This is a genomic window from Streptomyces phaeolivaceus, from assembly GCF_009184865.1.
Lineage (GTDB): Bacteria > Actinomycetota > Actinomycetes > Streptomycetales > Streptomycetaceae > Streptomyces > Streptomyces phaeolivaceus.
Map to the genome: position 1 here is coordinate 4,027,924 of NZ_CP045096.1, position 12,058 is coordinate 4,039,981.

The window sequence follows — 12,058 nt, forward strand, 5'->3', positions numbered from 1 at the left end:
CGCCTGTCCGCATGTTCCGCTGGAAAATGCCAGATCGCTCACTCCTCGCGCACACGTTGCGTAGCGTCTGCGTCACTCAGCCGAACCGCAGGCAGGAGGGGAGCCACGGTGCCCGGAATCGACGAGTGTCTGGTGGAGGCCATGAGGCTGCCCGGTGCCCTGGGCGCCGCGGTGGTCGACTGGACCAGCGGACTGGCCCTGGGCACGGTCGGGGAGGCACCCGGCGGTGACCACGAGACGACCGCGGCGGAGGCGGCGGAGCTGGCGCGGCTCGCGGCGGAGCACCGGGCGTTCGCGCCGGAGGAGGGTTCCGACTGGTCCGGGGCGGATCTGCCGGTCGAGGACCTGATCGTCAGCAACCGGGACACGTACCACGTGCTGCGGTTCGTGCGGACGACGTTCGACAGCAGCGTGTTCCTGCATCTGTGGCTGGCCCGTACGGACGGCAATCTCGCGCTGGCCCGGATCAGGCTCGGTGAGATGGCGGGACGGCTGGTGCTGGCATGAGCGTGATCACCACCCCGGCGCCCCCGCTGCCCGTGCGCGGCGAGCACTTCCGGCAGGCCGTCTCCCCGATGCTGAGCCGGCTCGCCGCCGAGCGGGCCACCGGCGTCCTGCTGCGGGAGAGCGGCTCGCTGTATCTGGCGGAGGGCGAGGTCGTGCACGCCGAGAGCCCCCGGTCCCCCGGCCTCGACGTGCTGCTCACCACCGGCGGCATGCTGGACACCGACGGCTGGCGGGAGGCGGTCGACACGGCCGGGGCCGGGCTGCGGGTCGGGCGGTTCCTCGTGGACAGCGGCCGGGTCGCCCGGGGCGCGCTGGAGCTGTGCCACGCGGGGGCGCTCTTCGACGCGGCGTACTTCGTCCTCGGCCCGAGCAGCGCGCCGGCCAGCTTCCGTTACGGGGCCGCGCACTGGCTGGGGCCGATCCGCCCGGTGCCGGTGGCGGCCGTGGAGCGGGAGGCCCGGCGCCGCCGCGACCTGCTGCACCGGATATGGCCCGACCCGGCGACGGACGACGCCCCGCTGATCAGGGCCGTCGGCCTGGACGCGCCGCCGGTCCCGGCCCGCCAGGGGGCCGTGCTCGGCCAGGTGAACGGCTTCCGCACGGCCGCCGAGATCTCGGTGACCCTGGGGCGCCCGGCCTTCCACACCCTGGTGGACGTCCGAAGACTGGCGGCGGCGGGCCTCATATCCACGGCCCAGCCCGGCCCGTCGAGAACACCCCCGCTCCCGCCCGGCCCGGACCACACCCCCGCCCACCACCACGGCCCCGCCCCTGTCCCCCCCCTGGGCCACGCCCCACCGGCGCTCCCCGGCCACGCCCCACCGGCCGCCGCCCCCGGCCACTCCCCGTCGGGCGACCTGAGCCCCACCCCGTCGTCGGGCGACCTGGGCCCCACCCCGTCGTCGGGCGCCCCGGGCCCCGTCCCGCCGGTCGCCCCGGCCCATGTTCCGCAGGCCGCCCCAGGCCGCGATCCGTCGGCCGGAGTCCCGGCCGACGGCGAGGCACCACCCCTCACCCCACCCGAGGCACCACCCCTCACCCCACCCGAGGCACCACCCCTCACCCCACCTTGGCCGCTCACCACCTCAGACCCCGACGTGGCTCTACTGCAAAGGCTCAGGGATGCGCTGGAGGCCCTTTGAGCGGCAGCGGGAGCGTCCCGCCGAGAGGAGACAGCTCATGGCCGCGGAGGCCGAAGTCCTCGACGAACTGCACCGGTTGAGGGCCCGTGTACCCCAGTTGACCGGCGCGCTCGCGGCCAGTGTGGACGGGCTGGTCCTCGCCCACGACACCCCCGGTGTGGAACCGGAGGGCCTGGCGGCACTCACCGCCGCCGCGCTCGGTGTCGCCGTACGGATGACGGACGCCGCAGGCCGGGGCGAGCTGCGCGAACTGCTGCTGCGCGGCGACCACGGCTATGTGGCGACCTACGCGGCCGGCTCCTCCGCCGTGCTGACGCTGCTGGCCCAGGACCGGGTCAACGTGGGCCGGCTGCATCTGGAGGGCCGGCGCGCCGGCGGCCGGATCGGCGAGCTGATGGACGCCCTGCCCCGGCCGGAGGACCCGGCCGCCGCGGGCGCCAGGGCGGCCACCAGGAACCCGGCCCGGTCGGTGGCGAGGACCGCGAACACGGCCACCACCCCGGCGACGACCGTCACCCCGGCCCAGCCACCGGCCAAGACCACGGTCAGGTCGACCATGCCGCGCCGGACACCCCGCGCCACCACCCCGCGCCCCACCCCCCGTACCACTCCCAACGCACCTACCACCAGTGAGAGTTGAAAGGACACCGCATCACCATGGCCAACACCGAGACCGCGTTGAAAGAGGCCCTCGCGTCCATCGAGGGCGCGACCGGCGCCGCCCTGGTCGACTACACCAGCGGCATGGCACTGGGCACGATCGGCGGCAGCAAGGGGTTCGACCTCAATGTCGCCGCCGCCGGAAACACCGACGTCGTCCGAGCCAAGCTGCGCACCATGGAACACCTCGGCCTCAAGGGCGAGATCGAGGACATCCTGATCACCCTGTCCGACGCGTACCACCTGATCCGGCTGCTCACCGGCCGCGGCGGCAACGGCCTCTTCATCTATCTGGTCCTCGACGCCAAACGGGCCAACCTGGCGATGGCCAGGCACCAGTTGAGGCGGATCGAGGCGGAGCTGGAGGTCTGACCCACCCGGCACCGGGCTCCGGCGGCACACCCCACCCGGGGAGCGCCGCCGGAGCCCTCCGCTACCGTGTCCGCCCTGAACCGAGAGACGAGGGTGACGGTGGGAAGAGCGGTACGGGGGACGGTACTGGCGCAGCTGGCTCTGCTGGCTCTGCTGGCCGGGGTGCTGACGGGGTGCTCGGAGCCGGCGGAGGACGGCGGCGCGAAGCCGTCGGCGAGCGCCGCGGAGGGGGCGGGGACCGACGCGACGACCGAAGCGACGACCGAAGCGAAGGACGGCGGGAAGGACGCGGCCCGGAGCGGTGGCAGCGTCGGCGCGGCCGGTTCCGCCTGCGAACTCCCGGTCACCTTCGACACGGCCGAGAAGTGGCGGCCGGAGGCCGTCGAGACCGAGGCGCCCGGCGGCAGCGGCGGGTCCGAGGAGGACGACCTCGCCGCCGAGCTGGCCGAAGGGCTGCTCCGCCAGGGCCCGTTCACCGCCGCGTGCGAGATCGACGCCAAGCCGGCCGGGAACATCGGCTTCCTCCGTGTCTGGACCGGCGAGGCCGGTGCGAAGGCCGACGACGCGCAGGCGCTGCTGAAGGAGTTCGTGGCGGCCGAGGGCGGCACCAGCGAGGCGAAGTACAGCGCGTTCACCTCGGACTCCGATGTCTCCGGCAGCGAGGTCGCGTACCTCTACACCAGCGAGGCCCTGGACGAGACCAAGAAGGAGCGGGCCTTCGTCACGGTCACCCCGGACGGGCCCGTGGTCGTCCACCTCGGCGGCCTCGACACCGAGGAACACGAGCAGATGCTCCCGGCGTACGAGCTGGCCAAGCGGACCCTGAAGACCGGCTGAGCCCCGCCCGAACACCGCCGGAGCCGCGCCCGAACACCACCGGAGCCGCGCCCGGACACCACCGGAGCACCGAACCGCCGACCGCCCCGTGCACCGCTCGACCCCCATCCGATAGCTCCGAGAACCGGTTGCGAACGCATCCATCGTCCGCGACCGGGCAGGACTCCCCCGGACAGATCACCGTCGGACAACCGTCGGGCCACCGTCGGACAACCGACCGGGGGAGGTTCTTTGTCCACCACCGAAAGCACCGCCGCGACACCGGCACCCGCCGAGGAGGGCGGCCTCAAGCGGGTGCTCGGCCCGAGACTGCTGATCCTCTTCGTGGTCGGCGACATCCTCGGCACCGGCATCTACGCGACCACGGGCAAGGTCGCCGGAAAGGTCGGCGGAGCCCTCAGGCTCCCCTTCGTCATCGGTTTCGTGGTGGCGATCCTGACGGCGGCCTCGTACGTCGAGCTCGTCGGCAAGTACCCGAAGGCGGCCGGGGCGGCCCTCTACACGCAGAAGGCCTTCAAGCTGCCCTTCCTGACGTTCATCGTCGCCTTCATGGTGATGTGCTCGGGCCTGTCGTCCGCGAGCGCCGCCGCCCGTGCCTTCAGCGGGGACTATCTGGACGAGCTGACGAACGGCGCGCTGCCGCCCACCCTGGTCGCCATCACCTTCATCGTGCTGCTGGCCGCGCTGAACCTGCGGGGCGTCTCCGAGTCGGTGAAGACGAACGTCGTGCTGACCCTGGTCGAGCTGACCGGTCTGGTGATCATCCTCGCGATCGGCGCCTGGGCGGTGCTGAGCGGTGCCGGCGAACCCTCCCGGCTCACCGAGTTCGAGTCGAGCGGCACCGGATACGCCCTGCTCACCGGCGTCCTCGGCGCCACCGCCCTCGGTTTCTTCGCCTTCGTGGGATTCGAGGACTCGGTGAACATGGCGGAGGAGACGAAGGACCCGACCAGGACCTTCCCCCGGGCGATCTTCATCGGGGTGGCGGTCACGGGCACCATCTACGTCCTGGTGGCCCTGGTCTCGTCGCTGCTGGTGGACTCCGGGACCCTGGCGGGCTCCAGCGGGCCGCTCCTGGAGGTGGTGAAGGCCGGCGGGGTCGACTTCCCGCACAAGCTCTTCGCCCTGATCGCCCTGTTCGCGGTCACCAACTCCGCGCTGATCAACATCATGATGGCCTCCCGCCTCTGCTACGGCATGGCCAACGAACGCATCCTGCCGCGCGGCATGGCCCGCGTCCTGCCCCGCCGCCGCACCCCCGTCGTGGGCATCGTCTTCGTCACCCTCCTCGCCATCGGCCTGGTCTCCACCGGCGAGATCGAGGGCCTGGGCGACACCACGGCGTTCCTCCTGCTCTGTGTCTTCGCGGTCGTCAACATCGCGGTTCTCGTCCTGCGCCGCGACCCGGTCGACCACGCGCACTTCCGGACCCCGACGGCCCTCCCGGTCCTGGGCGCCCTGACCGCGCTGATCCTGGCCGGCCCGCTGGCCGACCGCCCGGCCGACGTGTACATCCGCGCGGGCGTGCTCCTGGCCATCGGCATCGCCCTGTGGGCGGTGAACAAGCTGGTCCTACGGGCCCGGGGCGAGTGACACGCCCCCGCGCGCCCCTACGACCGCCGCCGCCCGCCCCCGGGTGCCGCGTCCCCCGCCTCGATACCGGTGACGCGGTACCCGGCGACCCGCTTGCCCGTCGGCCGGCCGCCCCGCCCGGACAACCAGTCCACGCGGACCCAGAAGAGCTGTCCCGCGGCGAGTTCGCGGCGGCCGACCCAGATCGCCTTGAGGCGGAGGCCGGTGCCGAGTCCGGCGAGGAGCAGACCACCCGCCGCCGGGAGCGCGAAGGACGAGCCCAGGGCGGCGCCGAAGCCGAGCAGCAGCCACCAGAGGTGACCCCGCCGCCAGTTGCGCAGGGTCACGGCACGGTCCTGGAGGACATCGTGCTTACCGGCGCGCACGGCGCCGCGCACCGGCGCGAGATATCGCTTGCGCCCCGCCCACGCCACCGCACCCGCCACGACGAGGAAGAGCACGGCCCCCGCCAGCACCCCGATCCGCCGCCCGGTCAGCCCCGACGGCAGCACACCGACCCCCGCCGCGACCACTCCCAGCCACCACAACGGCCCCGCCCCGGCCCGCACCACGACGGCCACCCGAGCAAGCCCCTGCCCTCCGCGCGCCACGCTCCCCGCCTCCCGTAATCCCAAGGCCGTACGACATCCCAAGGCCGTACGACATCCCAAGGCCGTACGACATCCCAAGGCCGTACGACGTCCCGAAGTCGTGCGACATCCCAAGGTCGTCCGACAGTCGCGGGCACGGTAACCAGCGAACGTGAAACGCGCCTGAGAATCGCGGACCTTCCTGGGCCCGGAGAGCCTCCCGCAGGACTACTCGACGAACAAGCCCCTGTTCGCCGCCTTCGCGTCGAACTCCTCAAGGCGGGCCTGCGCCTCGGGCAGGTCGTCGCACATGGCCTCCAGGAGCACCCGGCCCAGCAGCATCGGGGCGCAGGCGGTGTCGAAGGCCAGCCCGGTGCCGACGGCCGCGGGCAGCAGCAGGTCGGAGACCTTGGCGACGGGCGCGAACGCGGAGTCGGCGACCGTGACGACGAAGAGGCCGGCCTCCTTGGCGTACGCGAGGGTCTCGACGACCTCGCGGGGATGCCGGGGCAGCGCGAAGCAGAGCAGGGCGGTCGCCCCGGCCCGTACGGCGGAGTCGATACGGTCGTGGAGCATGCTGCCGCCCTCGTGCAGCGCCCGTACGTCGGGGTGCACCTTGGCGGCGAAGTAGGCGAAGCCGTACGCCTGGGATGCGGCGGCGCGCAGTCCGAGCACCGGGAGCGGGCGGGACGCGGCCAGCAGCCGTCCGGCGCGGGCCACCGGGGCGGGGTCGGCGAGCACCTCGGCCAGATGCCTCAGATTCTCGATCTCGGCCTCGACGGCCTGCTGGTACTCGTTGTACGCGGTGGTGTCCGGCGCCGGGTCGGCGGGTGCCACGTCCCGCAGATGCCGGCGCAGCGCCGGGTAGCCGTCGAAGCCGAGCGCGACCGCGAACCGGGTCACGGACGGCTGGCTGACCCCCGCCAGCTCCGCCAGTTCCACGCTCGACAGGAACGGCACGTCGGCCGCCCGCCGCACCATGCTGTGGGCGATACGCCGCTGGGTGGGCGTCAGCCGATGCCCCTCGAAGAGCGTCTGCAGCCGCGCGGCGGGACTGTCCGTCACGCCCGTGCCCTGGTCCGCGCTCATCACACGCTCCCCCTCCGCAGGTCGTCCTGGACATCCGTCCAGATCTCGGTGAACCGATCGAGCAGTACGGTCGCCGCGCCCACGTCCGCCGTCAGCGGCCGGTCGGCCGGGTCCGGGTCGAGCACGGCCTCCGCCAGCTCCAGCGCCCGCCCGACGGGCAGCTCCGGATCCGGCCGCAGGTCCCGCTGGCGCAACGCCCGCACCGCGGCGACGAGTTCGCAGCCGACGACGAGCCGGTACGCGCCGCACGCCCGCAGCGTCTGCCGGGCGGCGAGCGAGGCGAAGCTGGCCTGTTCCTCGACGCCCCGGGAGAGTACAGCGTGGCCGAGCGACGCGGGCGCGGAGAAGGCCCGCAGGTCACCGAGGGCGGCCCCGGCGGCGTACTCCAGGATCATCACCCCCGACGAGGCGGCTTCCTGATCGGCGAGGAAGGGCTTGAGGCGGGTGTACGCGGGCTCGTTGAGGGAGGAGAGCCGGGAGGTCGACAGCCGTGCCACCTGGGTCACGGCGAGCCTGAAGTGGTCCAGGGCGAGGGCGAGTTGGGCCTGGTAGAAGCCGCCGTGGTGGTAGGCGGCCATGTCCTCCGGGATGATCAGCGGGTTCTCCGCCGCCGCGTTGACCTCCACCTCCAGGACGCCCTCCAGCGCGTCGGCCGCGTCCAGCGCGGGCCCGTGGATCTGCGGCAGGCACCGGAAGCCGTACGGGTCCTGGATGCGCCCCAGCGGGGGCGTGGGCCGGTCGGCGGACCCGATCAGCACCCGCATGCGCCGGGCCACTTCGCGCGACCCCCGGTGGGCGCGCGCGAGGTGCACGGGCGCCGCGTACGCCTCGTGCGAGCCGTCCACGGCGAGCAGCGACAGCGCGGCGACGACCTGGGTGGCGGCGATCAGCCCCCGCAGCTCGTGCAGGGCGAGTGCGGCCTGTCCGAGGGTGAGCGCGTTGCTGCTGATCAGCGCGAGGGCGTCGTTGTTGTCGAGCGGCTGTGCCTCGGGGACACCGAGGCCGACGGTGGACGGCCCCTCGCCGCCGGGCCCCCGCCACGGGTGCTCCCCCGCGAGGGCCAGCCCCATCTGGGCCAGCGCGGCGATGTCGCCCGTCCCGACCGACCCGAACTCGTTCACCACGGGGTACACCCCGCTCTCCAGCGCCTCGCAGAGCGCCGTGACCACGGTGGGCCGGAGCCCGGCGCCGCCCGCGAGCAGCTGGTTGGCGCGGACGGCGAGCATGGCCCGGACCTCCCGGGCGGGCAGTTCGGCCCCGATGGCCCCGGCGTGGCTGCGCAGCAGCCGCAGTCCGTGCTCGGCGGCGGCCTCGGTGGGCACGTCCTCGGTGCGGTTGGCACCGACGCCGGTGGAACGGCCGTACACCCGTCCGGTGGCGGCGATCCGCCGGGCCGCGTCCCAGGACGCCTCGACCCGCCGCATCGCCTCGCTGCCGGGCACGGGCCGCGCGCTCCCGTCGGCCAGCCGGACGACGTCGGCGACCCCGAGCGCGTGCCCGTCCAGGACGACGAGGCCGGCCGGAACGGCCGCCACCGCGACGGCGGGGGCGTCCGACGCGCCCATGATCCGAGAGGACATACCACCAGCCTCCAACCCCGAGCCGACTCCGAAGGGACTCCGAATATTCAGACACCGAGAACTCTGCATGAGGTTATACAGGCCGGGCAAGGGACGACTGCGAACCGGCCGGCGAACCGGCCGGGGAACAGGGGGGGGAACAGGGGGGCTAACCCCAGTGCCAAGCGGCCCCCGGCTCCCTACCGTGAACGGCATGACCGGTATGGATGCCCGTGACGCGGGGCTCGGGGACACCGAGCTCAAGAAGGAACTCGCCGCCACCCTGCACGCCCGCAGGGAGTTGGGCGAGGACTACGAGTCCGCGCTCGTCGACTCGTTCCTGGAGAAGGTCGATCAGCGCATCGACGGCGCGGTGGACCGCCGGGTCCGGCGCCAGGTCGCCGAGCAGCAGATGGTGGTGGCCCGTGGCAGCCGCTCCCCCGACAGGTCAACCGACACCTGGGGCGAACGGTACGGCTTCGGCGTCGTCTCCCTGGTCGTCGCCATCCCGCTCTCCGGCATCGGCGGCGGGGTCGCCGAACTCCCCGGCCTCTTCGTGACCTGGGCGGGCATCGTGGGCGTGAACCTGGCCTGGGCGCTGCGCAATTCACCGACCCTGGGCCGCCGCCGGGGCAAGGACGGGGACTCGGGCTGGGAGGAGTGACGCCCGCGAGGGGTCCGGACCCCTGGGGTCCGGAAAAGATATGCGCGGGGACCGCCGCACCCCCGTGTGACGGGGGGCGGGACGACGGCGGTCCCCGCGAGGGACGCGGGCCGGGTCAGGACCGGGCTGGCGCGTCCTTGGCGTCCATGGAGGTCCGGGAGCCGCTCCGGAGGTCCTTGGCGCCGTTCGGTTGTCGGCCCGAGCGGGGAGCCGCTCCCGCCCCTGCCGACACCCACTAATGTGCCGGACCCGTGTTAAGCGGGTGCTGCGCGGACGTGACGCGCTCGTACCACTTCTGCGAAGTCAAACGCGCACCCCGGGCAAATTTTCGACGGAGAGAGCCCTTTGCGGGCATTTGGCCCCCGTCGGCGGCGCTCCTACTGCTTCACCCCGCCCTTGGCGAGGAACGCCAGCAGGTCCTGGCGGCTGACGACACCGGTCGGCTTGCCCTCGACCAGCACGATCGCCGCGTCCGCCGAGCCGAGCACGGTCATCAGGTCGCCGACCGGCTCACCGGAGCCGACCTGCGGCAGCGGGGACGACATGTGCTTCTCCAGCGGGTCGTCGAGCGAGGCCTGCTGGGTGAACAGGGCGCCCAGCAGCTCCCGTTCGACGACGGACCCGACCACCTCGGCGGCCATCACGTCCGGGTGCCCGGCGCCCGGCTTCACGATCGGCATCTGCGAGACGCCGTACTCGCGCAGCACCTCGATCGCCTGACCGACCGTCTCGTCCGGGTGCATATGGACGAGGGAGGGGATGGCGCCGTGCTCCTTGTGGCTGAGGACGTCGGCGACCCGCGCGCTCGGCCCCTCGTCCTCCAGGAAGCCGTAGTCCGCCATCCATTCGTCGTTGAAGATTTTACTAAGGTATCCACGCCCGCTGTCGGGCAGCAGGACGACCACGACGTCGTCCGGGCCGAGCCGCCCGGCGACCTCCAGCGCGGCCACGACGGCCATGCCGCAGGAGCCGCCCACGAGCAGGCCCTCCTCCTTGGCGAGGCGCCGGGTCATCTGGAAGGAGTCCTTGTCGGACACGGCGACGATCTCGTCGGCGACGGTCCGGTCGTACGCGGTCGGCCAGAAGTCCTCGCCGACGCCCTCGACGAGATAAGGCCGCCCGGACCCGCCGGAGTACACGGACCCCTCGGGGTCGGCGCCGATCACCTGGACACGGCCGTCACTGGCGTCCTTGAGGTACCGCCCGGTGCCGGAGATGGTCCCGCCGGTGCCCACGCCGGCCACGAAGTGGGTGATCCGCCCCTCCGTCTGCTCCCACAGCTCAGGGCCGGTCGAGTGGTAGTGCGAGAGCGGGTTGTGGGGGTTGGAGTACTGGTCCGGCTTCCAGGCGCCGGGCGTCTCGCGGACCAGCCGGTCGGACACGTTGTAGTACGAGTCGGGGTGCTCGGGGTCGACGGCGGTCGGGCAGACCACGACCTCCGCCCCGTACGCCCGGAGCACGTTGATCTTGTCGGTGCTCACCTTGTCGGGGCACACGAAGATGCACTTGTAGCCCTTCTGCTGGGCGACGATGGCGAGCCCGACGCCCGTGTTCCCGCTGGTGGGCTCGACGATCGTGCCGCCGGGCAGCAGCTCGCCGCTCTTCTCCGCCGCCTCGATCATGCGCAGCGCGATGCGGTCCTTCACGGAGCCGCCGGGGTTGAAGTACTCGACCTTGGCCAGGACGGTCGCCTGGATACCCTCGGTCACGCTGTTGAGCCGCAGCAGCGGGGTGTTGCCGACGAGGCTGATCATCGAGTCGTGAAATTGCACCGTTGTCTCCGGAGCCGCAAAAGGGATGGTCGTAACGTCCCGCCAGCCTAAGCCCCGCCCTCACCCTTCTCCCCCCTGTTCGCCCGCCACCGGGATTGGCCGAGGGCCGGTACGGGGCAAGGAGTGGGTGTACGGCTAGAAGGAGGTGGCGGCGGCCTATGTCGAGCATGTCCAGGGCGAGGGTGGCGCGGCGCATCGCGGCGGGTGCGGCGTACGGCGGTGGTGGCATCGGGCTGGTCGGTGCGGCGGCCGTGGGCGTGCTGCTGGCGGAGGTCCGGATGGCCAAGCGGGTCGTGGGCAACGGTCACAGCCCGCATCCGCCGAGCGCCGAGGGCCTCTACGGCCGCGCGTACGGCAGCCGGTACGGCAGTGGGTACGGCAGTGGGTACGGCGGTCAGTACGACCGTGCGTACGGCGGCGCGTACGGCGACGCCTACGGCACCCCCGTCGATCCCCCGCTCCGGCTGGTCATGCTCGGCGACTCCACCGCGGCCGGCCAGGGTGTCCACCGGGCCCGGCAGACCCCGGGCGCCCTCATCGCCTCGGGGCTCGCGGCGGTCGCCGAGCGCCCGGTGCGGCTGCGCAACGTCGCGCTGCCGGGCGCCCAGTCGGACGACCTCGACCGACAGGTGGCCCTGGTCCTGGAGGACCCGTCCCTGGTGCCCGACGTCTGCGTGATCATGATCGGCGCGAACGACGTGACCCACCGGATGCCGCCGACCCGCTCGGTGCGCCACCTCTCCGCGGCCGTACGGCGGCTGCGGACCGCCGGGGCCGAGGTGGTGGTCGGCACCTGTCCGGACCTGGGCACGATCGAGCCCGTGCAGCAGCCGTTGCGCTGGCTCGCCCGCCGGGCCTCACGGCAGCTGGCCGCCGCCCAGACGATCGGGACCGTCGAACAGGGCGGCCGTACCGTGTCGCTGGGCGACCTTCTGGGACCCGAGTTCGAACAGAACCCCCGGGAGCTGTTCGGCCCCGACAACTACCACCCCTCCGCCGAGGGGTACGCGACGGCGGCGATGGCCGTCCTGCCGACCGTCTGCGCGGCGCTGGGCCTGTGGCCGGCGGAGGAGGAGCGGCCGGACGTCAGCCGCCGCGAGGGGTTCCTGCCGGTGGCCCGCGCCGCCGCGGAGGCGGCGTCGGAGGCCGGCACCGAGGTGACGGCCGCGATGCCTACGGGGCCGCGTGGTCCCTGGGCCCTGCTCAAGCGGCGCCGCCGGCGGCGGGTGCCGGTGTCGGACCCGGCCCCCAACGCGGCGGCGGAGGCGCAGCCGGGCGCCTGATAGCTCGGGGG

12 protein-coding genes are annotated in these 12,058 nt (G+C 73.2%); 8 read left to right on the forward strand and 4 right to left on the reverse strand.

The features are described 5' to 3' along the window. The first annotated feature begins 108 nt into the window (after positions 1-108). The 6 genes from F9278_RS18825 (at position 109) to F9278_RS18850 (ending at position 5,111) form a co-directional block, all read left to right on the forward strand. Positions 109-507, forward strand: a complete 399-nt coding sequence (locus tag F9278_RS18825; RefSeq protein ID WP_009327980.1) for a hypothetical protein — start codon at positions 109-111, stop codon at positions 505-507. Continuing rightward, positions 504-1,649: a hypothetical protein gene (locus F9278_RS18830; protein ID WP_152169405.1), complete on the forward strand. Its 1,146-nt coding sequence runs from the start codon at positions 504-506 to the stop codon at positions 1,647-1,649. The genes F9278_RS18825 and F9278_RS18830 overlap by 4 nt, the downstream gene beginning before the upstream one ends. Before the next feature lie 37 nt (positions 1,650-1,686). After that, positions 1,687-2,289: a roadblock/LC7 domain-containing protein gene (locus F9278_RS18835; RefSeq protein WP_152169406.1), complete on the forward strand. Its 603-nt coding sequence runs from the start codon at positions 1,687-1,689 to the stop codon at positions 2,287-2,289. A 17-nt stretch (positions 2,290-2,306) separates the two neighbouring features. Further along, on the forward strand, positions 2,307-2,681 hold the full coding sequence (locus tag F9278_RS18840; RefSeq protein WP_152169407.1) for a roadblock/LC7 domain-containing protein: 375 nt from the start codon (positions 2,307-2,309) through the stop codon (positions 2,679-2,681). Between the two features lie 99 nt (positions 2,682-2,780). Then, the gene (locus F9278_RS18845; RefSeq protein ID WP_152169408.1) at positions 2,781-3,518 is read left to right on the forward strand and encodes a lipoprotein; all 738 of its coding nucleotides are present in this window, start codon (positions 2,781-2,783) and stop codon (positions 3,516-3,518) included. Between the two features lie 231 nt (positions 3,519-3,749). Further along, on the forward strand, positions 3,750-5,111 hold the full coding sequence (locus F9278_RS18850; protein WP_152169409.1) for an APC family permease: 1,362 nt from the start codon (positions 3,750-3,752) through the stop codon (positions 5,109-5,111). A gap of 17 nt (positions 5,112-5,128) precedes the next feature. Here F9278_RS18850 and F9278_RS18855 read toward each other — a convergent pair whose 3' ends face one another. From F9278_RS18855 to F9278_RS18865, 3 genes are all read right to left on the reverse strand, one after another. Continuing rightward, positions 5,129-5,701: a hypothetical protein gene (locus tag F9278_RS18855; RefSeq protein ID WP_193241543.1), complete on the reverse strand. Its 573-nt coding sequence runs from the start codon at positions 5,699-5,701 to the stop codon at positions 5,129-5,131. A gap of 207 nt (positions 5,702-5,908) precedes the next feature. Next, positions 5,909-6,769 (reverse strand): MurR/RpiR family transcriptional regulator, encoded by an 861-nt coding sequence (locus tag F9278_RS18860; protein WP_152169410.1) that lies wholly within the window; start codon positions 6,767-6,769, stop codon positions 5,909-5,911. Beyond that, the gene (locus F9278_RS18865) at positions 6,769-8,349 is read right to left on the reverse strand and encodes an aromatic amino acid ammonia-lyase (RefSeq protein ID WP_152169411.1); all 1,581 of its coding nucleotides are present in this window, start codon (positions 8,347-8,349) and stop codon (positions 6,769-6,771) included. The genes F9278_RS18860 and F9278_RS18865 overlap by 1 nt, the downstream gene beginning before the upstream one ends. A gap of 202 nt (positions 8,350-8,551) precedes the next feature. Between F9278_RS18865 and F9278_RS18870 the strand changes: the two genes are divergently transcribed. Then, positions 8,552-8,992 carry a hypothetical protein gene (locus F9278_RS18870; RefSeq protein ID WP_152173950.1) on the forward strand — a complete coding sequence of 147 codons (441 nt, stop codon included), beginning with the start codon at positions 8,552-8,554 and terminating at the stop codon, positions 8,990-8,992. A gap of 377 nt (positions 8,993-9,369) precedes the next feature. Here the strand turns inward: F9278_RS18870 and F9278_RS18875 are convergent, their stop codons facing one another. Then, entirely contained in the window at positions 9,370-10,764 is a 1,395-nt protein-coding gene (locus F9278_RS18875; protein WP_152169412.1) for a cystathionine beta-synthase, read from the reverse strand. Between the two features lie 158 nt (positions 10,765-10,922). On the opposite strand from F9278_RS18875, the gene F9278_RS18880 reads away from it, so the two are divergent. Continuing rightward, positions 10,923-12,047, forward strand: a complete 1,125-nt coding sequence (locus tag F9278_RS18880; RefSeq protein WP_193241544.1) for an SGNH/GDSL hydrolase family protein — start codon at positions 10,923-10,925, stop codon at positions 12,045-12,047. Positions 12,048-12,058: the final 11 nt, after the last annotated feature.

Excerpts from the sequence above, each read along its gene's own strand:
- F9278_RS18840 (WP_152169407.1), top strand. The coding sequence starts at position 2,307 with ATGGCCAACACCGAGACCGCGTTGAAAGAGGCCCTCGCGTCCATCGAG.
- F9278_RS18880 (WP_193241544.1), top strand. The coding sequence starts at position 10,923 with ATGTCGAGCATGTCCAGGGCGAGGGTGGCGCGGCGCATCGCGGCGGGT.
- F9278_RS18870 (WP_152173950.1), top strand. The coding sequence starts at position 8,552 with ATGGATGCCCGTGACGCGGGGCTCGGGGACACCGAGCTCAAGAAGGAA.
- F9278_RS18865 (WP_152169411.1), bottom strand. The coding sequence starts at position 8,349 with ATGTCCTCTCGGATCATGGGCGCGTCGGACGCCCCCGCCGTCGCGGTG.
- F9278_RS18860 (WP_152169410.1), bottom strand. The coding sequence starts at position 6,769 with ATGAGCGCGGACCAGGGCACGGGCGTGACGGACAGTCCCGCCGCGCGG.
- F9278_RS18835 (WP_152169406.1), top strand. The coding sequence starts at position 1,687 with ATGGCCGCGGAGGCCGAAGTCCTCGACGAACTGCACCGGTTGAGGGCC.
- F9278_RS18830 (WP_152169405.1), top strand. The coding sequence starts at position 504 with ATGAGCGTGATCACCACCCCGGCGCCCCCGCTGCCCGTGCGCGGCGAG.